This window comes from Paraburkholderia steynii (assembly GCF_900100565.1).
GTDB classification, from domain to species: Bacteria; Pseudomonadota; Gammaproteobacteria; order Burkholderiales; family Burkholderiaceae; genus Paraburkholderia; species Paraburkholderia terrae.
Window position 1 is genome coordinate 1 of the sequence record NZ_FNDI01000022.1, and the last position, 20,861, is coordinate 20,861.

The following is a 20,861-nucleotide window of genomic DNA, read 5'->3' on the forward strand; positions in this document are numbered from 1 at the left end:
CGATGACTGGCACGAACGCCGACGGTGACGCGTCCATGTCGTCGTTACTTGCGCGCGTTTGTGCCTGCCGGTGCAGTCGAACCCATTTGCGCAACTGGTTGGCGTTCACCCCGGCCTTCAATGCCAGGCCCGACAGTGACGCGCCTGGCTGCTGGCAGGCTTCCACAAGCAGGCGCTTACCCGTCACATCGAAGCTGCGCTTGCCACCCACGCCCACGCGGGTCACCCGCAAAGGCAAAAACGAAAGGTCATCCCGGGTCATAAATTGCGTCCGCAAGTTAGAGGTTGCGGACGCAATCGTGGCTCTTGATACACGCAAAAGCTAGGTGGGGGAAATTGCGCGCTTACGATTGATCGGCGAGCGGAGTGGCAGTCGACGCACGAAAGCGGTACGCCATAACTCAAGCAAATAGAGCAAATCAGACGAAACGATTTCCGTAGGAGGCGAGGAATAGCTACTCTTTCCTCGAGGCGATAGCTGTAAAAGCCTAAAGCTGTCATTCGTTGTCGTCACGCAATGCGGCAGACAACACCCAAAGATATGAATCATCTAGATTCAAGGAGACGAAAATGCTCTACGTAACGAAAGAAGTTTCTGTCAATGGCACTCGCAAGCCAGAAGATCCGGTTCTGACCCGGTCTCAGGTTTGGAGCGGGCTGAAAATGAAAGCGTCCAACGCGTTGCCTTTTGTGGCTGTAATGTCCAAGTGCGAGGTCGTCGAGCAAACCGAGAACGGCCTTGTTCGAGACATCGAGGCTAGGGGGCAGGCTGCACGCGAGCGCATTACGTTCTATCCTGAGAAGCGCGTGGTTTTCCTGCGCCTCTCCGGTCCTGCTGACGGTTTCATCGTCAATGAGATCTTGGACGGTGAAGATGGAGATCTCAAGCTCCGCTTCAGCTTTGCTCTACAACTAGTTGACGTCGATTCCGGTTCGGCAAAAGAACTGGAATTTGGCGAGACTATGAAAAGAGACTATGCAACCGCCGTTGATACGACGCTATCGGCAATCCGGCAGGCTGTTAGCTCCGGTCAGTTGTAACTGCCGATCTCCAAGTCGGTAAATCCTATTTCACCAAGCAGCTAGATAATTCCGGCAGTCCATTCGGCTGTCAACGCCGACGCGCTGTGTCTTCAGTGCGTTGGTGTTGATTCGATAGATCCGAGTGCGACATGCCTACATAAACTAGGAGACGAAAATGAAGCGCTTGTGGTATGAAGAGATGTTCGATCACATCGACAACAAGCGGATGGACGAGTTCCTTGCCTTCGTTACAGACGATATCAAGCTTACTTTCGGGAATCAGCCGAGTGCCACAGGCAAGGATCAGGTGCGTGCGGCATTGACAGCGTTCTGGCAGTCGATCGAGGGTCTTAAACATCACTTCGTCAATGTATTCGAAAGCACCGGTCACTTCATCTTCGAAGAAACGGTGAGCTACACACGGATGGACGGTCCTACCGTAACAGTCCCGTGCGTTACGGTTATTCAATTCGACGGTGAGCGTGCTCGCGACTGGCGGATTTACACAGACCTGACCCCTGTCTTCTCTCCCGGTTGAAATTTGCCGTTCGGCGCGAGTGGTCTCGATAGGCGTATTGCCTTTGTATCGTCGCCGTCGATCCATCGACTTGAAATTTGGTCGAAGGAAATTCGTTTTAGCGGACCATACGTCGCGTTGTAACACAACGAGAACCCACAACGCAGGTAGGCGGTCTCTATCAACGCCATGGAAACAGAACAAATAGGTTCGGTCCAGCGTATGGGCAGATAGCTATTGATCACACCCCCTCCTATTGGCCGCATCGGCCAATCGAGGGGAATCTATCGCATCAACTGTGCTTCAAAAAGCAACTGGAGGGGACATGAAAGCATTGCACGAAGGTGGGGTTGTCATCGTAACCGGCGCCGGCGGTGGCATCGGTCGCGCAGCGGCTCAGGTATTTGCCCGTGAAGGGGCGATTGTTGTACTCGCGGATGTGTCGCGCACAGCGGGCGAGGAAGCCGCACATCAGGTTGTTCAATCGGGCGGAGAGGCCATCTTTGTTCCGACGGATGTGACCAAGGGCGAGGAGGTTCGCAGACTTGTATCCGTTGCTATCGAGAAGTACGGCAAATTGACGGCAGCATTCAACAACGCAGGCATCGAAGGGCCGCTCGCGCCAACTGCAGACTATGACGAAGCGGAATGGGACCGTGTCATACAGGTGAATTTGAAGGGTATCTGGAACTGCCTGCGTTTCGAGATTCCCGAGATGGTCAAGGCCGGGAAGGGTTCGATTGTCAATACTGCTTCCGCCTTGGGGCAGGTCGGCGCTTGGAGCATGCCTGCATATGTGGCGTCCAAACACGCCGTCTTGGGTTTGACTCGTACAGCAGCTCTGGACTATGCACCTCACGGTGTGCGGGTAAATGCGCTTATGCCTGGTGTGGTAGAGACGCCAATGATGATGTCGCGCGTTTTCAAGGATAACCCTGCATTGATGGACATTCTAAAGCAGGCTCACCCGATCGGGCGTTTCGCACAGCCTGATGAGCCCGCAGAAGCAGCCGTGTGGCTGTGCTCGGAGCGGGCATCATTTGTGACCGGCGAAGCGCTCGCTTGTGACGGCGGCTATCTGGCGCATTGAGAGGAAGTCAGGGGCGCCTAGTCCAAGGAGTCTAGGTCATACGTATTGAAGGTCGTCGGGGAGCTGCGCGAGCAATTTGCGGCTTTCGTGCCTCGTAATGAGAGTGAGATAATTAGGATGGCAAATCGTCTTGAGGGAAAGGTTGCTGTTATCACCGGAATCGGTAGTGGAATGGGGCGTGCAGCGGCGCTGCTATTCGCGAGAGAGGGTGCGAGGGTGGTCGGATGCGACGTGAATGAGGCCGGCTGTCAATCAACTATCGCCGCGATTCGTAACACCGGGGGGGACGCTGCCGCACTCCAACCTTGTGATCCATCTGAGCAAGAGCAAGCCCAAGCGTTGATCGACTTCGCAATCGAGAGCCATGGTCACATCGACGTGCTTTATAACAATGCTGCGAGTGTCCACTTCGCGCCAATAGAAGATATGACACTTGAGATGTGGCGCGGCACGATGAAGGGGGAGCTAGACATCGTCTTTAACGTGTGCAAAGCGGCGTGGCACCATCTCAAGAAACGCGGTGGCTCGATCATAAATTGCGGGTCGGTTTCTGGAAAGATCGCATACGAAGTTCTACCGGCACTCGCACACTCAGCGGGAAAGGGTGGCGTCATTGCCATGACGCACCAGCTTGCAATGGAGGGTGGCAAGCACGGAATCCGCGTTAACAGTATCTCGCCCGGGTTGGTGCGTACTGGTGCAACGTCGGCTCTTATCGATAACCCGGAATGGTTTGAGCCTATGAAGCGCAAGCTCATGCTCAACGGTCAAGTCGGAACACCCGAAGACATTGCTTACTGCGCGCTATACCTGGCCAGTGACGAGTCAAAGTGGGTGACGGGCGCCGACTTTGCAATCGACGGAGGAACGACCGCGTGGTGAAGTGCCCTTCTTAATGAAGGCTAGCCGAGCGGTTCGAGACGACCGATCCGCTCGGGGTCGCTCTCATTTCGATGTTCAGTTTGGCAGCGGAAAGGACCCGTGATTACAGAGCAGGAAAGGGAATAAATCCCCTTGATATTGCGCATAAGCAGATGTAGTTAGCGGTAAGCCGACCTGGAAACAATAATGAAGACGCTGATGTTTGCCCGATAGTTTGAAGCCGGGGATATGTCTTGGATTGGTATCGAGAATGGAGTCGTCCGTGTTCAAAAATTTCATTAATGGCGAATATGTGGATTCGGTAGAAGCAAAGAGCTTCTCGAAGCGATCGCCAATTGACAATACAGTGCTTTATTCGGTGCCAGAGGCCGGAAAAGTCGAGGTAGATGCGGCGGTCGACGCCGCTCGCAACGCGCTCCAGGGTGAATGGGGGCTCCTTACGACCGACCAGCGTGTGGACTTGCTTTTTGGGGTGGCCAACGAGATAACCCGCCGCTTCGACGACTTTGTCGATGCGGAAATGGCGGACACAGGTCAACACCGGCACGTGATGGAGAACGTCTTCATTCCTCGCGGTGCCGCAAACTTCAAGGTCTTCGCCGAAACGATCAAGAGTGCTTCCGGCGAGTCGTTTCAGACTGCGACACCGGACGGAAAAGGTGCGATCAACTACTCGATTCGAGTACCGAAGGGAGTCATAGGTGTCATCTGTCCGTGGAACGCTCCCCTCATGCTTATGACGTGGAAAGTGGCCCCGGCTCTTGCGTGTGGGAATACGGTGGTTGTCAAGCCATCGGAAGAGACGCCTGCCACCGCCAGCTTGCTCGGCGAGGTGATGAACGCCGTTGGCGTGCCGCGTGGCGTGTACAACGTCATTCATGGTTTCGGACCCGATTCGGCCGGGGAATTGCTCGCTCGGCACCCGAAAGTCGACGCCATCACGTTCACCGGCGAAACCCGCACCGGTGCAGCGATTATGAAATCGGCTTCGGATGGTATCCGAGACGTCTCCTTCGAGCTGGGTGGCAAGAACGCAGGCATCGTGTTTGCCGACGCAGACTTCGAGGCAGCGGTGGACGGGATCTATCGCGCAGCCTTCCTTAACTCCGGCCAGATTTGCCTTGGTACAGAGCGTGTCTACGTCGAACGTCCCATTTTTGAGCGCTTCGTTGCCGCACTGAAGGACAGGGCGGAGGCGGTCAAGTACGGGCGTCCGTCGGATTCTAATGCCAACTTTGGGCCGTTAATTAGCCAAGAGCACAGGCAAAAGGTGTTGTCTTACTACGCCAAAGCAGCGGCGGATGGCGCAACGATCGTCACCGGAGGTGGTATCCCTGATGTGCCCGCAGACCTCGCTGAAGGCGCGTGGGTGCAACCCACCATCTGGACCGGGCTGTCTGAGACTTCCGCAGTTGTGCGCGAGGAGATCTTCGGCCCGTGCTGCCATATCCGCCCGTTCGATAGCGAGAATGAGGTCGTCGCGCTGGCAAATGATAGTGAATGCGGGCTGTCTACCACGATCTGGACTCAAAACCTCGCGCGCGCTCATCGCATGGCAGCTCGGATCGAGGTCGGGATCAGTTGGGTAAATAGCTGGTTCCTTCGCGACCTGCGCACACCATTCGGCGGGTCGAAGCAGTCGGGTATTGGGCGGGAAGGTGGCGTGCACTCTCTCGAGTTCTATACGGAAACACGTAACGTCTGTGTGAAGCTGTGAGGGCAAAAATGGACGACAAGCTGATTGAGCGGTATGGGGACGAGCTGTACGAGGCGTTAATTACACGCACTCCGGTTACTCCGCTGACGGAGCGTGAGCCCACTGTGTCGATTGCGGACGCCTACCGCATTCAGTTGCACATGGTGGAGCGACGTGTGCTCGCCGGCGAAACCATTATCGGAAAGAAGATTGGCGCTACGAGCAAGCCGGTACAGGAGCGTCTTGGAGTACATCAGCCGGACTTTGGCCAACTCACCTCCGGGATGATTTACCGTGAAGGTCAACCGATCGACCTCTCCGGTTTGATCCAGCCAATGGCGGAGGCCGAATTGGCCTTCGTACTCAAGTACGATCTCATCGGCCCAGGCATTACCGCGATGGATGTCATTCGCGCGACGGACTACGTGGTTCCCTGTTTCGAGGTTGTCGATTCGCGAATCGCTGACTGGAACATCAAGATTCAGGACACGGTGGCGGACAACGCATCCTGTGGATTCTTTGTTCTTGGTGAAACAAAGGGCGATCCCCGCAAGCTTGACCTCACACTCGCCGGAATGGTGCTTGAGAAAAACGGCGAGGTCTGCGCGACGGGGGCTGGCGCGGCCGTACAAGGTGGACCGGCAAACGCGGTGGCTTGGCTAGCGAACACGTTGGGGGCGCTTGGTATCCCATTCAAGGCGGGTGAAGTCATTCTGTCCGGTTCACAGTCTGCCTTGATCCCTGTCGCGGACGGTGATGAACTTGTGTGCACTGTAGGTGGCCTCGGCACCTGCAGGATGACGGTTTCACGAAAGGAGGCGGTATGGCTGGCACGTTAACGAGCAACGTAATCGACCAAATTTCGGAACAAGTCGAACAGGCTCAGCGTCAGGCTAGGGTTATTCCGAAACTTAGCGAACAATGGCCCGAAATCACGGTTTCAGACGGGTATGCGATTCAGGCGAATCTGCGACGTCGATATCTCGCATCGGGGGAGCGGCTCGTAGGCTGGAAAGCGGGCCTTACCTCGCGAGCCAAGATGAAACAAATGGGAGTTCACCATCCCTGCATCGGCTTCTTGACGGATGCCATGGCGCGCCCGGAGAACTCGGCAATATCGACCGGTGATCTGGTGCATCCGCGCGTCGAGTGCGAAGTTGCCTTCGTTACGTCGAAGGACCTCCGAGGCCCGGGGTGTACTGCCGAAGCTGTGCTCAACGCGACGGACTATGTGTTGCCTGCTATCGAGATCATCGACTCGCGATACACCGGGTTCAAATTCGACTTGGCAAGCACAGTGGCAGATAACTGTTCGTCGGCGAGGTTTGTCGGTGGTGGTCGTGCACGCTATGCCGAAGAACTCGATCTGCGCACGCTAGGTGTCGTACTCGAGAAGAATGGCGAAATCGTCGCGGTGGCTGCGACAGCTGCAGTTTTGGGACACCCCGCGGAGGCGGTGGCAATGCTCGTCAACGTGTTGGCAGAGCAAGGAGAGATGCTCCCTTCCGGAAGCTTCGTGATGAGTGGTGGGATTACGGAAGCGATCCCTGTGAGCCCCGGCGATAGCGTCGTAGCCCGATTCCAGGAACTCGGCAGCGTTTCGATCCGGTTTGTCGAGTAGCTGTCTGCACTTGGGCATAGGCAACTGTGCCTGACCAGGAGAAGTATTCAATGAAGAAAGTCAGATGCGCGTTGATCGGTTCCGGCAACATCGGAACCGATCTGATGTACAAAATTGCCCGCAGCCCTGTATTGGAGCCGGTTTGGATGGTGGGCATCGATCCTGCGTCGGAGGGACTGGCGCTTGCGCGCGCCAATGGTCTGAAGACCACGGCGGAAGGCATTGATGCACTATTACCATTTATTGAAGAGGATCAGATTCAGATTGCCTTCGATGCGACCAGTGCCTACGTTCATCCGGAAAATAGCCGGAAACTGAACGAACTCGGCGTGCTGGCGATCGATCTCACGCCGGCGGCCATCGGACCGCTGTGTGTTCCTCCCGTGAATCTACGCGAACACGCGCAGGGCGGGGCGATGAATGTGAACATGATTTCGTGTGCAGGTCAGGCGACGATTCCGATGGTTTTCGCCGTCTCCCGTGTTCAAACAGTGTCTTACGGTGAAATCGTCGCGAGCGTTTCGTCGAAGTCCATCGGGCCTGGGACACGTAAGAATCTGGACGAGTTCACATTCACGACCTCCGGTGCCGTTGAACGAATTGGTGGAGCCAAAAAGGGTAAGGCTTTGGTCGTGATCAACCCGGCTGAACCGCCGGTCATCATGCGAAACACGATCTACTGTTTGACCGAGACCGCACCGGACGAACAGAAGATCACGCAGTCTGTGCTCGAAATGGTTGCAGAGGTACAGAAATATGTACCCGGCTATCGTCTCGTGAATGGACCTGTCTTTGACGGCAACAAGGTCTCGATCTACCTCGAGGTTGCCGGCCTCGGCGATTACCTGCCCACGTATGCGGGCAACCTTGACATCATGACTGCGGCAGCCACGCGTACCGCTGAACTCTTTGCCGAGGGCATCCTCGGCGAAACGATCAAGCTCCAGGCCACACAGGCGGAGGAACTGCGATGAGCCACTTGAAAGGTAGGAAAGTACTGCTCCACGACATGTGCATGCGCGACGGCATGCACGCAAAGCGTCACCAAATGTCCGTTGAAGACATGGTGAAGCTCGCAACTGCGCTAGACGACGCAGGCGTGCCGCTGCTTCAAGTAACGCACGGCGATGGGTTGGGAGGCTCGTGCGTCAATTATGGATTTGGCTTGCACACCAACGAAGAGTACCTCTCGGCTGTTGTTCCTCAACTGAAGCGCGCCAAGGTATCGGTGCTGTTGTTGCCTGGTCTGGGGACGATGAAGGACCTGGAGTCGGCAAGAGCCTGTGGCGCGCACAGCGTGCACGTCGCGACGCACTGTACCGAGGCCGATGTTGCTGAGCAGCACATTGGATTTGCCAGAAAGCTTGGAATGGATACTACGGGCTTTCTGATGATGGCTCATATGAATTCGCCAGAAGGTCTGGCGAAGCAAGGCAAGCTGATGGAGTCGTACGGTGCACAGACCGTCTATATCACCGACTCCGCTGGATACATGCTTCCCGAGGACGTTCGGGCGCGAGTTAGTGCGCTTCGCGAGGCATTGAATCCGGATACCGAGATCGGCTTTCATGGGCATCACAACCTCGGTATGGGTATCGCGAATTCGATCGCTGCAATCGAACAGGGAGCGAGCCGCATTGATGGGTCAGTCGGCGGGCTCGGTGCGGGTGCTGGCAACACGCCGTTGGAAGTCTTCGCTGGTGTCTGTGAACGCATGGGCATCGAGACGGGCGTCGACGTATTCAAGCTGGTGGATGTGGCTGAAGACATCGTTGTCCCGATGATGGACCAGATTATTCGCGTTGACCGTGACTCGTTCACAATTGGATACGCCGGGGTCTATTCCACGTTCCTTCTTTTTGCGAAGCGTGCGGCAGCGCGTTACGGCGTTCCGTCCCGTGACATCCTTCTTGAACTCGCGAAGAAGAAGATGGTGGGTGGCCAAGAGGACATGATCGAAGACACCGCACTGACGATGGCAAAGGAGCGCGGTCTTCTCAAGGGCGTAACTGCGACCGCGGCACTGGGGAGCTAAAAATGCCATTTGCTCAAATCTACTTGGTAGAGGGAAGAACAGAGGAGCAAAAGGCGGCGGTGATCGAAAAGGTCACTCAGGCACTCTGTGAAGCCGTGGGCGCCCCGAAGGAGAATGTCCGCGTCTGGATTCTCGACGTACCCAAAACGAACTGGGGAATTGCGGGTGTCACGGCAAAAGCGCTGGGGCGCTGAGCCTCGATATGAGCCCGGTGTGCGGGCTCATACGTAGTACATCGGAAGGCGCATGAGGGAGGAGACAATGCTTAAATTACACGAAATCCGCTACGTCCGGCTTGGGACGAAGAATCTGGACAGCGCGGAGGAATATGCGACCAAGATCCTTGGGATGGAATCCGTAAGGAGAGAGGGTAAGTCGCTATATCTTCGCTCGGACAGTCGGGATCATACGCTCTGCTATTTCGAGGGGGATCCCAACGACCAGACTGTAGGTTTCGAGGTGGTCTCAAGCGACTATCTCTCCAGCGCGGCAGATTCCTTGGAAAACCGCGGGTACAGGGTTCGCGCGGGAACCAGCGAAGAATGCGAACAACGCCGTGTTAACGCATTCATTCATTTCGTAGATCCGTCGGGAACTCAGGTCGATGTTGTCTTGCGTCCTCACGCGAGCGGTCGACGCTATTTCCCTTCGCGCGACGCTGGAATAACAGGCTTTAGCCACGTTGGGCTCTATAGCAGTGACCCTAAGCGTGATGAGCAATTTTGGACGCAAATCGGTGGTGCCAGGGTCAGCGATCGGATTGGTGATGCCGCTCTCCTGCGAATCAACCCGGTGCACCATACTCTAGCCCTGTTCCCGGCGAATCATGGTGGCATCCAGCATATCAACCATCAGGTGGAGTCTATCGATGACATCTTTCGAGCCTACTACTTTCTTAAGGAAAAGGGTGTCGAGATACGGTTTGGGCCGGGACGTCACGCGACATCTGGTGCCCACTTCTTGTATTTCGCCGGACCAGACGGGATGACGTTTGAGTACTCGTGCGGAGTGAAAGTGTTCACGGACGAAGAAGAACGGGTGCATCACCCTCGGCAGTTCCCGGTAGAGCCGAAGTCATTCTGCATCCTCGGTTCCAAGCCGATGGGCATTCCTGGATTTGAGAGTTAGCGTTCGAAACCTACATGTTTGCTCCGACGATCGCTTGCTCGAGTCGAGCGAGATTCGAGCGCCGGTCCAGCATTCTGAATATGAGAGAAGTAAATGAGCTTTAAAGTTACATTGAAACCGACCGGGCATAGCTTCGAGGTGGATGACGGGAAAACTGTCCTGAAAGCAGGCATGGATGCCGGTCTGTTGTTTCCCTACAGCTGCCGCGCAGGCGGATGTGCCACGTGTCGGGGGAAGATCCTGGAAGGGCAAGTGGATTACGGTCCGATCATTCCGGGTGTGCTCCCGGATTCGGAGCGTAAGGCTGGATATGCGCTAATGTGCGTGGCGAAGCCCCTGACGGATCTTGTCGTCGAACTGAAGGAGCTTGATGGTATCAGCTCCGTTAAAGCGATGACGTTCCCGTGCCGTGTTGCGAGTATTGAGCGAACTGCACCTGATGTCATGAAGGTACGGCTCCGCATCCCGATGAACTACAACATCTACTTCCTGCCGGGACAGTACATCGACGTCTTGCTGAAGGATGGACAACGCCGTAGTTATTCGATTGCGGTTCCCCCTCACCATGAAGACCTTACACATCTCGAACTGCACATTCGTCACTCACCGGGTGGGGTGTTTACGGACCACGTCTTTGGCTCAATGGCGGAAGGTGAGATGCTGCGCTTTGAGGGACCGTTCGGCACATTCTTCCTGCGGGAGGACTCTGACAAACCAATCGTGATGTTGGCTGGCGGAACTGGATTCGCGCCGATCAAGTCGATCGTCGAATATATGCTTAGCCAAAATATCCGTCGTCCCATCAAGCTGTACTGGGGTGGACGTGCGCGCCGCGACATTTACATGATGGAACTGGCTCGGGATTGGGCACGACAACATGACCACATCACTTTCGTCCCGGTGCTCTCGAATGCGACGGAAGCGTGCGAATGGGACGGACGAACTGGCTTCGTTCATCAAGCAGTAATGGAGGACCTTCCCGACCTCTCGAGCCACCAGGTTTATGCCTGCGGGACGCCGCTGATGGTCAGCGCAGCCCGGAAGGACTTCGTGGAGCGCTGCAATCTTCCGTCGAGCGAGTTCTTCGCAGACTCGTTTGTCTAATGAGTTCGAGCCGGCGTATGCCGCTAGATAACCAGAACGCAAGGCAACCTGCAATACCTCAGTGCATTTAAAGGTCACCACCATGGCTCAGATTATTCCTCAGATTCCAGAAATCACCCGTATTCCTGTCAATAACCAGGATTCGGTCATCAAGCCCTACGTTTTGGGGCATGGCACGCTGGCTTGCCGCGACATCAACGAAACTCGCGCGTTCTATAAAGAGTTTCTTGGATTGGAGACCGTCAGGCATGGCCCTCGATCGTTCGCGGTCCGCTTGGGCATGAAGTTCCACATCTTCAGCGTCGAAATTGGCGATGAGATTGAACCAGTGCCCTTCCTGAATCATTGGGGGCTCGATGTTACGAGCAAGGAAGAGGTCGATGCCGCCTATGAGAAGACGGTGGCACTGAAGGAAAAGTACAAGATTCGTCAAATCACTGAACCTGCCCTCCAGCATGGTGTGTACTCGTTTTACCTCGAGGACATGGACTACAACTGGTGGGAGGTCCAGTACTACGAGGGAAATTTCCAGGATGACGATCTGTTTGATTTCGGCGACCTGTTCTAAGAATACCTCCGGCCACACTAAACCAAGTAATAGGAAAGTTGCGTGAAGACTGAATACAAGCTTCTCACGTATGCGGACGATGAAGGGATCCCTCGTGGTGGTCTGCTTATCGGCTCCAGGATTTTTGATGCCGCTACGACACTGAACCGCGTCCATCAGACGAAATTTGAAAGCCTCTCTGTGCTGGATGTTCTGCGCGAATGGGATACGTTCATTCCGTTGCTCGACATGGTTGCAACCAGGGTAGAGGACGAACCAGAAGTATCGGCTCACGGAATGGACGTTGCGAATACGAAGTTGCTCGCGCCGATCCAATTTCCCGACGCGATCTTCGGAGCCGGAGCCAACTTCTCGGACCACGTCGAAGAGATGCGTCGTGCGTTCAGTCTGCCAGAAGAACCAAGTCCGCGAGAAAATGGGGGATCGCCGTGGTTTTTCATCAAGTCGCCGACGCCCCGGGTAATCGTCGGGCCGGGTGCTCAGGTAAAACTACCTGCATATGCGAAATCGGTTGACTACGAGGTCGAGCTTGCAGCGGTCATTGGTCGCAGTGCACGCAACGTTTCCGCGTCGGAGGCCCTGGGCTATGTGGCGGGTTATACCATCGCGAACGACTTGTCCGCTCGTGATGGCCTATGGCGCACCAATTTCTCCGAGCGCTCGCCATTCAGGTTTGACTGGGTATCGCACAAATGCTTTGATGGCAGTTGTCCGATCGGTCCGTGGATTACCCCAGCCAAATTTGTCGGTGATCCACAGGAGCTGGAAATGAAGCTCTGGTTGAACGAAGAGATCCGCCAGGACGGTTCGACTAGCTCTATGATTTTCAGCGTCGCCGAACAAGTCGCGTTTCTCAGCAGCCGAACGACGCTCCAACCCGGAGACATTATTCTCACTGGTACTCCAGCTGGTGTTGGGTCGGCGAGAGGGGAGTTCCTGAAGGCTGGGGATAGCGTCCGAATCTGGATCGAGAAGATTGGTGAGATGAGGCATTCTCTGGTGTGATGTGTACCGGGAGGCGGGGATCAAACTGGCGAGCCCGGATGCGGCAGGCTCGCCGAGTGCTCGTTTAGGGACGTCGTCAGGTGGTGCTCAATAACATTGGCGAGTAAGCGTGAATCAGTCGAACACACAATCAGAAGGGTCACTTCAGAGGCAGCTTAGGGTCGCTGCACGCGCGCTGGCTCGGGCTGGCTTGGTGCACGCATATGGTCATTGCAGCGTTAGACTCAATGAGGAGGCGTTTCTTGTCTGTGCCCCTAAACCCATGGGGCTGATTCTCCCTGGGGAAAGCGGGGTTGTCGTTCCGATAGACGGACCTCTTCCCGAGGAGGTGCTCGGGGAAGTGCGTATTCATCAGGCAATATACCGGTTGCGATCCGACGTCCATGGAATTGCCCGTACGACGCCGGCGAATCTGATGACGCTTTCTGTCGCTGAGAAAACACCAGCCCCCCGGCACGGCCTAGGGGCTTATTTCGCCCCTTCGGTCCCTCTTTGGAATGACACGAGATTGGCGAGAAGTAATGAGCTCGCAACTGAAGTCGCCGAAGCGATGGGCGAAGGACGCGCGGTCGTGTTGCGTGGTAACGGCGCGGTCGTGGCAGCGGCTTCCTTACAGGAAGCAGTCGCTCTAAGCTACTATCTTGAAGACGCAGCACGAATCGAGATGCAGATTCGTATGGCGGCCCTTTATGCTGAAGCGCGCGTCCTAACGCCGGAACAGGCGTCTCAACGTGCGGTAAGAAGCGGGGGTATTATGGAGCGGATGTGGGATTACCTAACGGCTGGCGATCCCGAAGCTGACTGACGGACGTAGCGAAGTAGGGTGTAAGACTAGCGACTGCGGGTTCAGTGCGACTGGGCAGGTTCAGCTGGGGAAAAATAAATCGCGATTGGTGTTAGCACCAAGCGGAGACGCGAGACCGACGGGTTTCGCCGCGAGTGCAATATGAAACTTGATTTGAACCTCCTGCGTGTATTTGTAGCCATCTACGAAACACGCAACATCACCGCAGCTGCGGCTTCGCTAAACGTCAGTCAGCCAGCTGCCAGTGCAGCATTGGCGCGCTTGCGGGATGCATTTAGTGACCCGCTATTTGTTCGTGCTCCCCTCGGAATGGAGCCAACCCCTAGAAGTCAGAGCATTATCGATAAGGTCAAGCAAGTATTGGAGTCGATTGACCAGGATATCCTGTCTCAACAGGTGTTTGTGCCGCAGCAAGCGACCGACGAGTTCGTGTTCTGCATGACGGCGATTGCAGAGTACGTGTTTCTTCCTCGCCTGTTTGCTGTTTTGAAGAAGCATGCACCGTTGACACGTATCCGCTCTCTGTCGCTATCGCCGCCGGATCTTATCGAAAGTTTCCAGGGTGGTAAGGTCGACTTGGCGATTGGATTTTACCCCGACCTTGTCTCGGCCGACATCTACCAGCAAAGGCTTTTTTCGCACAATCTCGTCTGCGTGTTGAGGAAGGAGCATCCGATCACCGGCAAGCAGATGACTTTGGACGCGTTTCAGAACTCAGGCCATGTCGATGTCAGGGATGGAAGCCGAACCAGCGAGATGTTCGAGGAGATTCTGGTCGACAGAAAGATTAAGCGCAACATCGTACTGACTACGTCGCACTACATGAGCATCCCAAGAATCATCGCTGAATCGGATCTCATAGCTGTTGTCCCTCTGATTGTAGCGAAGATATTCGCAAGCACGTATAACCTGCGATTGATATCGTTGCCTATCGAGCTGCCTGGGTACGATTTGAAGCAATATTGGCATCGGAAGTACCACCATGATCAACGCCTGCTCTGGTTGCGTTCGTTAATTCAAAGTGAGTTCTCGGATGCATATGTCTCTGACCTGTTGAGAGACATGGGCACAGACAGCTGCTCAGACAACCCGATAGTTCAGGTTCATTTATAAGAAGCTAATTTCCAGATAGGTGTGGGTGCCTGACCTCAGTGAGCTCGGGTATCGTTGTGGGCATGCAAGTGTCGAGGCACGCCATTCTGTGCTTGGCCGATTCTTGGTCAGCGACCCTCTCAGGGCTGCATGCGACTTCTCGAACACCACGTGGATCTTTGTCGACTGCCTGAGTGGGACACGATCGAAGCGTCAATCGCCCCCGCCCCTCCGGTGGCGCGAAATGACAGGGTGCTGGCGGCGCTTGGTGCCCGGGCTTCGCGCCGATCCGTTCGTTGTCGATCACGACCCGGCGGATTGAAGTGACTTTCAACTATCTCCATTATTGCGTGATGACTTGGGGCTATTGACAACGGGCGGCCTCGCATATTGGCCTTTATGCCGGATGATGCGTATAAGTTCAAATGGCAGCTCGTATTGTGACTCGCTGGGGCGTTAAGGAAATGCCGACATGAAATCCAGCGGATTCTGACTTCAGCTGCTTGACCTGACGCCGATATATACTTTTCACGTTCTCTGGACGCTCAACGCTTTTCAAGGCGTGCAGGATGCCATGTCAAGTACGGACCAGCTCGCGATTGCCACTCGAATACCGCGTGACGCTATTTGACCAGACCGAGATCCTATGTGCAGCACTCGAAAGCGCAAGCGTGAGTCCTCGATAGGCAGTTCGCAATAAGCGCGTATTTGTCGTTTAGGTGTTGTCGTAGGCTAACATGTCGGATCCGGAGAATGACACGCGGGGATGCCCGTTACTTTCTGGAACTGCGAAGCATTGACGTCATCATTCGATGGCGGTTCATCAAATATGATCACGATATTAATTGCAGATGACCACGCGATTGTCCGCAGCGGACTCAAGCGAATCATTGCGACGGCGACCGACATGGTTGTCGGGGCGGAAGCGTCGCATGGGGCGGCCGTTTTCGACAAGCTGCGCACCTGTGCGGTCGATTTGCTATTGCTCGATATGACGATGCCCGGTATCAGCGGCATCGATCTGATCCGACGCGTGCGCGCGGAAAGGCCTTCGTTGCCGATTCTGGTGCTGAGCTTCCACGAGGAAGCGCAGGTGGCGTCGCGTGCGCTGCGGGCGGGCGCAACAGGTTATCTGACGAAAGACAGCGAGCCCGACGTGCTACTCGCGGCGATCCGCAAGCTTGTGGACGGCGGCCGCTTCATCGATCCGAAGCTCGTCGACTCGATGGTCTTCGAGACCGATCGCAGCGACCTGCCACCACACGAAGTGCTGTCCAACCGCGAATTTCAGGTGCTGCAGATGATGGCGGCTGGCAACAGCATCAACGAAATCGCCGACACATGCGCTCTCAACGCAAAAACGATCAGCACGCACAAGATGCGGCTGATGCAGAAACTCGGCCTAGTGAATAACGCAGAGGTGATTCGCTACGCGATCCGGCACGGACTTATCGCTGAATAGCTTTCGCGTCTTCCGAAGAAAAAATTTGCTCGCCCGAAAACCGGACTTTTAGCAATTGGCAGGCAAGTCCAATTTCATGAACATCTTCACATGGCCTCCGATCGCTTACTCGGTTCCTTTGGCTCCCTGCGCTCGAGCGAAGTCACGATATTAGAGACGCAAATAGTTGACGGGCTTGGCGATTAGTAGGTAGACGTTCAGCAAATCCGTCAAGACGGGTTCGCTCGATATATCGGCGGCGCCAAGTTCAGCAGCAGGAAGCTTGATGTTGTGTGGATGTAGGGAATTGCCTACAGAATTAATCAGGTCACCCTGATTTCCTCTTTTTTCGGATGCTAGGACAATGGCGTCTGCTCTGCTTGTAGTCGTTCCCCTGCAGCGCGAGGTTGCTGGGTTTTGACACTGTGCCCGATGGACACGGTGTCTATTTTACTTGAACCTTCGGTTTCTTTGTGGCGGTAAGCGCGGAAATAGGAGATCTCGCGAGCACTGTTTTATCGCATTTACTCTTGCCGCAAAAATCTAAATTTTCACTGCCTTGGGCGTCGCGCTTGGAAGGTCAACAGCTGCTTTGAGATAGGTTGCTGTTGGTGCTGGGCACATTTCCGATCGCTGTTGGCAGCTAGTGACGGGAGATTGGCAATGGATGATGCAGCGATGAAGCAGAAGCTAACGATCTTCGATGGGCATGCTATGAGAGATAACTTCGATGTCCAATCGGGCGCTGACCTGCTTTGCCATCTTGTGGTCGCGCAACTTGTTGTTAGAGTGAAAACTGACCAGTGGGCCGAAGCAGATCAAGTCGTCAAGGTAATACGAGCTTGGTCGCACGACAACGAGATCACGATTGACTGGTTCGAAGGTGTGCGATTTGGCTACCTGTCGAAACAGCTCGCGACAATGTTGTGGATCCTCAAGCCACTTCGAAATATGACGCGACTTGGAAAATTGTTCACTTCAGACTGGGAAATCGACTACGAGTCACCAATAGCTCGAGGCATACGAGCCGTTTGCTCCGCTTCCTTGACACGTTGAGCGAGGCTGTGGGTGTCGCGGATGCAATAAGTTGTTCGCGCGCAACTGACCGGCAGCGCATCGAACTGTCCACGTAGCTGCTTCGTCAGTTCTATCCACGATCCCTTGACGATCACTTCGGCAAGCATGACATCGTGGTCGACGAGCGTTTGAGCATGCCATGTATCAAAGCCTTCGTGCAGGGAATGGGTGGCGATGTGCGATGACATCTCGCCACCATGTTTTTACGATAGATTTTCTGTTAAATCATTCCAAAAAAATCTATAGAGAAAACTCCCACAGAATTCGCGAGTATTCAGAGAGCTTGATGTGTGGTTGTGTTTTCGTCCGATTCGCGTTGGACGTGATGGTTGGTCGGGTGATATACATTCACTGTCACACGTCGGCCGAGCACGAGCCGCCCGGCGTTAGGGCCGCCTCTTCCGATTGAAGAGCTTCGGTGGTGACCGCTAGCGCGGACGGGTTAGGACCGGTGGCGCGCTGGGGAAATCCGACCACGGGGATGGGTCCTGAGATAACGGACGCGCTGGCGAAGCTAGAGGCGCGGGACCTGAAAATAGTCTGGCGACAATCGATTCAGCAAGGATCGGTGAAAGGAACCTCGGCACGAGTGCTTGGGGGCCTTCGGCTATTCCTTTGATATGCTTGATCAAGCATATCTACGCTATTCCCTAAGGAAGCATATGTTCGCAAAAGCATATGCTCAATCTTGGGAGCGATGCCCATGCGAGTATTTGGCTTCTTTGCTGACCAGGAGGGGTGTTCGGCGGCGTGGCTTTCGATGTAGCGATGGCGATACTTGCTTGCCACCCTGGTAAGCAGGCATAAGACGGTTGGCGCAGGAGAGTTTGTAGTGGTTGACACAGGAGCGCGGATTCGAAGGGCTCCTAGACGCATTCGGTGCGGAGAGGCTATCAAGTGCGCCACGAGTCAGTGTTTGTTGTCGGGCTAGCGAAGCGCGCTTGCGCCAAGGCTGAACTACTGACGTTTTGCGGGTGGTTCTCTGACTCGCGGCTGACTGGGCGATTTGGCACTGCTCCCGGTGGCGATGTACGCTCGGCGACGTCACCTCGCCAGAGCACTGCTACAGCGCCAAACGTCTCTTCGGGATTCAGGACCGTTGCCATCGTGGCAGTTGGACTGTGGCCTGCACCTTGCGAGGAAGCCATTTTCCCAACGGCTCGTCACCGAATTGATTGACAATCAGGCATCGGGAAATATCTCGGAAAATACGCAATGTTTTTGAATCTTCTCCGACTGATGTATCTGACGAAGAGTGGAGCTTCGCGGCCCCCTATCTGACGCTGATGGACGTCGGCTCGCCGCAATGAAAATGCGAACCGCGCGAAATGTTTATCGCATTGCGCTGGATCGTACGTGCCTGTGCGCCGTGGAGAATGATGCCCAACAACTTTCCCCCGGTGGAGCGCGTGTATCAGCAGCCCCAACGCTGGTTGAAGGCAGGCTGTTTTGACAATAATATCTGCGATCGGCGCTCGATCTGCGACCGCATCTCGCCTGACATTCGTGATGCACATCTGCTAAACATGCATGCAACGACTGCCGGCGCGCGTCGGTTGCGCCCCTGCAGGGATGACCCGTCGCCCGGACCTAGATGACTTCGCCGGCCGTTGAGTCGATTGTGCTTGCAACCTCGTCGATGCTTTTTCTTGCGATCCTCGCATGCTGGTTCGTGGGAGCGGGGTAGCCGACCGGCCGGAAAACACGATCGCCCGATGAGTACGCACGACCTGACAGTGCGCAGGTGCCGGCTTCCGACGCTTTTGTGAGTTCCCAGCGTTGTTCGCTGTAGCAACAGCGTCCTGCCTCGCGCCAGGAAATGACCAGCGAATCCGGGCCGGGACGCTCAAAAATGCGGATGATTGCCTGCGTGACGGGGAGTGGGGCGGTAGGATTCCTCAAGTCCATTGACTTGCGTGAGGTGCGCAGGGGATTTGCAGTTCGCATCCGGCGTTCGTCCAGCATGGTGCCCCTGCAGTTCAACGAGCCGCAGTGACAGGCGTATTGCTGACGGAGCTGCTGCGTAGCGCGCTCTTTCACAACGAGAGCATAGTCGATGGCTAGTTCTTCGCCCGCATCGATCGGCCGGGTGGTCCGAATGAAAATCCTGCCCCTTTGATATTTCGCTTCGCAATTCGGCTTGCATGAATGATTGATCCACCGCGCACTGTTGCCGCCGACAGAGCCGTCGATAACTGTGCCGTCGCCGAGATCGAAAAAGAATGTGTGGTTAGGTTGGGACGGATCACGCGGATGACGCAGCAGGGCCTCGTCCGATGTAATGTGTTCCCCCTTGTACTCACAGATCAATTCTCCTGTGCGAAGCGGTTGGAGTGCAAACACCCCTCTGCCGTGAATGTTTGACTTTCGAACATTGATTCTGCGGCTTGAGAATTGCGTCAGCACGGATGATGTCATGCGCGTTTTGTTGTGTGACTGAGGCGGTTTTTTCATTTCACTCGTCAACTTGCTTCCTGGACGCATCACTTCCCGACGGGAACAGACCTCGCTGGATATGGAGAGAGGAAGGGCTCTCCGCGTTGCATGGACTCTGAACAGTCGACCTCGCAAAACATCCGCATGGACACGCCTGCCGAAGTGTTCAGCGAGCATATATCACGATCGCTTGTCTGGTGTTTAGGCCGGCTCGGCCAGAACCACTGTGGCGTGAGCGTGCGCAGCCTGAGCGCGGACAACGGTGCGCCACCTGATTCGGGCGAGTTACATCGCCCACCAGGGCGACCGTAGTGTTCTGCAGGCGCACAGCTTCTTGACGGGACATGCCCTTCATTTCCCACGGACCGTTGGCGTCATAGACAACAGGAGTCACAAAGGGCTCGTTGCCCCGAAGAATCAGTTTTCTTGACATTTCGGCGTGTCGCCCGACGGCGGGCGGTGTTGCACACTCACACTTCAGGACTGACTCGAGGCATACAAAACTTGCTCGCACCAATAGCTGCGCAGCCGGCAGAATTAATTCCGCATGTTGGCTGCTCTTTTCATCAACGGCAGCAGCATAAGCAAACTGAATGCGAATTCCTGTCAGTGATTTCTGATTTCTTTGTCAGCATTGACCGTTCGAACTTGGGAATTTCGCGCGCAGTTGCCTCGCACGCGTCGCGACGGATGCCTCCATAGGCGGTTTTAACGTCGCCGACAGGTGGCGCAACAACATCGGAGGACGGGCAAACTGACGCCGCAAGGTAGCGGCACGCTGACGCTCGCTGGCAACAACGCATATAGCGGCGGCGTGCAGGTGAGAGGCGGCGTGCTCGGGGCGGCATCGGCAAATGCGTTCGGCAGGGCCGACGTGTACGTGGGCGGTGGCGGTGTGACGGTGGGCGCCAGCGCACCGGTGACGGTCGCGGGCAAGTACACGCAGCTCGCAAGCACCACGCTCGAACTCGACATCGACTTCGACGGCTGCGGCGGTGGCCGATTACGCGTGCGGGGCCAGTTCACCATCGCCAGCGACACGCTTCACGTGAAATTTGTCAACGGCTACGCGCCATAGGCAGGCGACACGATCACGTTGGTCGACGGCGCTGCCGCGTGGGCGAGATTCACAACAGTCGCGGTAGATGGCTTCAATGCACGAACGCGGGTCTTGATTGCGGTCGGCACCGGCCTGGCCGCTTTTCGGACAATTGTTGTTATTGCACAGCGGGTCACTGTGCGACACGTACCAGTTGCCCGACGCAGCCCACACGTCGAGTTCGATGACCTGCACCGTGTCCAGAGCATTGAACACGTATTCGAAATCGCTTTCCCTATCGT

20 protein-coding genes and 2 pseudogenes are annotated in these 20,861 nt (G+C 55.6%); 19 read left to right on the forward strand and 3 right to left on the reverse strand.

Annotated elements, in window-relative coordinates:
• Positions 1-262 (reverse strand): transposase (locus BLT65_RS31540; RefSeq protein ID WP_143036597.1); only part of this gene is annotated, 262 nt, incomplete at its 3' end.
• A 308-nt stretch (positions 263-570) separates the two neighbouring features.
• On the opposite strand from BLT65_RS31540, the gene BLT65_RS31545 reads away from it, so the two are divergent.
• From BLT65_RS31545 to BLT65_RS31625, 17 genes are all read left to right on the forward strand, one after another.
• Entirely contained in the window at positions 571-1,041 is a 471-nt protein-coding gene (locus tag BLT65_RS31545; RefSeq protein WP_091785351.1) for an SRPBCC family protein, read from the forward strand.
• A 157-nt stretch (positions 1,042-1,198) separates the two neighbouring features.
• Positions 1,199-1,561 carry a nuclear transport factor 2 family protein gene (locus BLT65_RS31550; protein WP_091785357.1) on the forward strand — a complete coding sequence of 121 codons (363 nt, stop codon included), beginning with the start codon at positions 1,199-1,201 and terminating at the stop codon, positions 1,559-1,561.
• Positions 1,562-1,865: 304 nt separating this feature from the next.
• Positions 1,866-2,630, forward strand: a complete 765-nt coding sequence (locus BLT65_RS31555; RefSeq protein ID WP_091785360.1) for a glucose 1-dehydrogenase — start codon at positions 1,866-1,868, stop codon at positions 2,628-2,630.
• 117 nt (positions 2,631-2,747) lie between these two features.
• Positions 2,748-3,512 (forward strand): SDR family NAD(P)-dependent oxidoreductase, encoded by a 765-nt coding sequence (locus BLT65_RS31560; RefSeq protein ID WP_091785689.1) that lies wholly within the window; start codon positions 2,748-2,750, stop codon positions 3,510-3,512.
• Positions 3,513-3,762: 250 nt separating this feature from the next.
• Positions 3,763-5,229: a 2-hydroxymuconic semialdehyde dehydrogenase gene (locus BLT65_RS31565; RefSeq protein WP_091785364.1), complete on the forward strand. Its 1,467-nt coding sequence runs from the start codon at positions 3,763-3,765 to the stop codon at positions 5,227-5,229.
• Positions 5,230-5,237: 8 nt separating this feature from the next.
• Complete coding sequence (gene dmpE, locus BLT65_RS31570) at positions 5,238-6,047, forward strand: 2-oxopent-4-enoate hydratase (protein WP_091785367.1); 810 nt, start codon at positions 5,238-5,240, stop codon at positions 6,045-6,047.
• A complete protein-coding gene (gene dmpH / locus BLT65_RS31575; protein WP_091785371.1) occupies positions 6,032-6,829 on the forward strand; it encodes a 2-oxo-3-hexenedioate decarboxylase in 798 nt (265 codons plus the stop codon). The genes dmpE and dmpH overlap by 16 nt, the downstream gene beginning before the upstream one ends.
• 50 nt (positions 6,830-6,879) lie before the next feature.
• Positions 6,880-7,803, forward strand: a complete 924-nt coding sequence (locus BLT65_RS31580; RefSeq protein WP_091785374.1) for an acetaldehyde dehydrogenase (acetylating) — start codon at positions 6,880-6,882, stop codon at positions 7,801-7,803.
• A complete protein-coding gene (gene dmpG / locus BLT65_RS31585; protein ID WP_091785377.1) occupies positions 7,800-8,864 on the forward strand; it encodes a 4-hydroxy-2-oxovalerate aldolase in 1,065 nt (354 codons plus the stop codon). The genes BLT65_RS31580 and dmpG overlap by 4 nt, the downstream gene beginning before the upstream one ends.
• 2 nt (positions 8,865-8,866) lie before the next feature.
• A complete protein-coding gene (locus BLT65_RS31590; protein WP_091785380.1) occupies positions 8,867-9,058 on the forward strand; it encodes a 2-hydroxymuconate tautomerase in 192 nt (63 codons plus the stop codon).
• 67 nt (positions 9,059-9,125) lie between these two features.
• Positions 9,126-9,992 carry a VOC family protein gene (locus BLT65_RS31595; RefSeq protein ID WP_091785691.1) on the forward strand — a complete coding sequence of 289 codons (867 nt, stop codon included), beginning with the start codon at positions 9,126-9,128 and terminating at the stop codon, positions 9,990-9,992.
• Between the two features lie 93 nt (positions 9,993-10,085).
• Positions 10,086-11,096, forward strand: a complete 1,011-nt coding sequence (locus BLT65_RS31600) for a CDP-6-deoxy-delta-3,4-glucoseen reductase (protein WP_091785383.1) — start codon at positions 10,086-10,088, stop codon at positions 11,094-11,096.
• An 82-nt stretch (positions 11,097-11,178) separates the two neighbouring features.
• Positions 11,179-11,664 (forward strand): VOC family protein, encoded by a 486-nt coding sequence (locus BLT65_RS31605; RefSeq protein ID WP_244186780.1) that lies wholly within the window; start codon positions 11,179-11,181, stop codon positions 11,662-11,664.
• Between the two features lie 42 nt (positions 11,665-11,706).
• On the forward strand, positions 11,707-12,669 hold the full coding sequence (locus tag BLT65_RS31610; RefSeq protein WP_091785386.1) for a fumarylacetoacetate hydrolase family protein: 963 nt from the start codon (positions 11,707-11,709) through the stop codon (positions 12,667-12,669).
• A gap of 109 nt (positions 12,670-12,778) precedes the next feature.
• Positions 12,779-13,474, forward strand: a complete 696-nt coding sequence (locus tag BLT65_RS31615) for a class II aldolase/adducin family protein (RefSeq protein ID WP_091785389.1) — start codon at positions 12,779-12,781, stop codon at positions 13,472-13,474.
• Between the two features lie 141 nt (positions 13,475-13,615).
• Positions 13,616-14,587: a LysR family transcriptional regulator gene (locus BLT65_RS31620; protein WP_091785392.1), complete on the forward strand. Its 972-nt coding sequence runs from the start codon at positions 13,616-13,618 to the stop codon at positions 14,585-14,587.
• Between the two features lie 808 nt (positions 14,588-15,395).
• A complete protein-coding gene (locus BLT65_RS31625) occupies positions 15,396-16,028 on the forward strand; it encodes a response regulator (RefSeq protein WP_091785697.1) in 633 nt (210 codons plus the stop codon).
• A 974-nt stretch (positions 16,029-17,002) separates the two neighbouring features.
• Here BLT65_RS31625 and BLT65_RS47365 read toward each other — a convergent pair.
• The gene (locus BLT65_RS47365) at positions 17,003-17,272 is read right to left on the reverse strand and encodes a hypothetical protein (RefSeq protein ID WP_167306586.1); all 270 of its coding nucleotides are present in this window, start codon (positions 17,270-17,272) and stop codon (positions 17,003-17,005) included.
• A 1,020-nt stretch (positions 17,273-18,292) separates the two neighbouring features.
• Between BLT65_RS47365 and BLT65_RS31635 the strand changes: the two are divergent.
• A pseudogene (locus BLT65_RS31635) lies at positions 18,293-18,565 on the forward strand (transposase); the annotation flags it as partial.
• Between the two features lie 109 nt (positions 18,566-18,674).
• Here BLT65_RS31635 and BLT65_RS48820 read toward each other — a convergent pair.
• Complete coding sequence (locus BLT65_RS48820; RefSeq protein ID WP_143036598.1) at positions 18,675-19,538, reverse strand: SET domain-containing protein-lysine N-methyltransferase; 864 nt, start codon at positions 19,536-19,538, stop codon at positions 18,675-18,677.
• Between the two features lie 662 nt (positions 19,539-20,200).
• Here BLT65_RS48820 and BLT65_RS31645 point away from each other — a divergent pair.
• Positions 20,201-20,715 (forward strand): annotated as a pseudogene (locus BLT65_RS31645) (autotransporter-associated beta strand repeat-containing protein); the annotation flags it as partial.
• Positions 20,716-20,861: the final 146 nt, after the last annotated feature.

Coding starts and splice junctions, on each gene's coding strand:
- BLT65_RS31565 (WP_091785364.1), top strand. CDS start 3,763: ATGGAGTCGTCCGTGTTCAAAAATTTCATTAATGGCGAATATGTGGAT.
- BLT65_RS31620 (WP_091785392.1), top strand. CDS start 13,616: ATGAAACTTGATTTGAACCTCCTGCGTGTATTTGTAGCCATCTACGAA.
- dmpH (WP_091785371.1), top strand. CDS start 6,032: ATGGCTGGCACGTTAACGAGCAACGTAATCGACCAAATTTCGGAACAA.
- dmpE (WP_091785367.1), top strand. CDS start 5,238: ATGGACGACAAGCTGATTGAGCGGTATGGGGACGAGCTGTACGAGGCG.
- BLT65_RS31560 (WP_091785689.1), top strand. CDS start 2,748: ATGGCAAATCGTCTTGAGGGAAAGGTTGCTGTTATCACCGGAATCGGT.
- BLT65_RS31550 (WP_091785357.1), top strand. CDS start 1,199: ATGAAGCGCTTGTGGTATGAAGAGATGTTCGATCACATCGACAACAAG.
- BLT65_RS31625 (WP_091785697.1), top strand. CDS start 15,396: ATGATCACGATATTAATTGCAGATGACCACGCGATTGTCCGCAGCGGA.
- BLT65_RS47365 (WP_167306586.1), bottom strand. CDS start 17,272: ATGTCATCGCACATCGCCACCCATTCCCTGCACGAAGGCTTTGATACA.
- BLT65_RS31545 (WP_091785351.1), top strand. CDS start 571: ATGCTCTACGTAACGAAAGAAGTTTCTGTCAATGGCACTCGCAAGCCA.
- BLT65_RS31590 (WP_091785380.1), top strand. CDS start 8,867: ATGCCATTTGCTCAAATCTACTTGGTAGAGGGAAGAACAGAGGAGCAA.
- dmpG (WP_091785377.1), top strand. CDS start 7,800: ATGAGCCACTTGAAAGGTAGGAAAGTACTGCTCCACGACATGTGCATG.
- BLT65_RS31605 (WP_244186780.1), top strand. CDS start 11,179: ATGGCTCAGATTATTCCTCAGATTCCAGAAATCACCCGTATTCCTGTC.
- BLT65_RS48820 (WP_143036598.1), bottom strand. CDS start 19,538: ATGAAAAAACCGCCTCAGTCACACAACAAAACGCGCATGACATCATCC.
- BLT65_RS31555 (WP_091785360.1), top strand. CDS start 1,866: ATGAAAGCATTGCACGAAGGTGGGGTTGTCATCGTAACCGGCGCCGGC.
- BLT65_RS31595 (WP_091785691.1), top strand. CDS start 9,126: ATGCTTAAATTACACGAAATCCGCTACGTCCGGCTTGGGACGAAGAAT.
- BLT65_RS31600 (WP_091785383.1), top strand. CDS start 10,086: ATGAGCTTTAAAGTTACATTGAAACCGACCGGGCATAGCTTCGAGGTG.
- BLT65_RS31580 (WP_091785374.1), top strand. CDS start 6,880: ATGAAGAAAGTCAGATGCGCGTTGATCGGTTCCGGCAACATCGGAACC.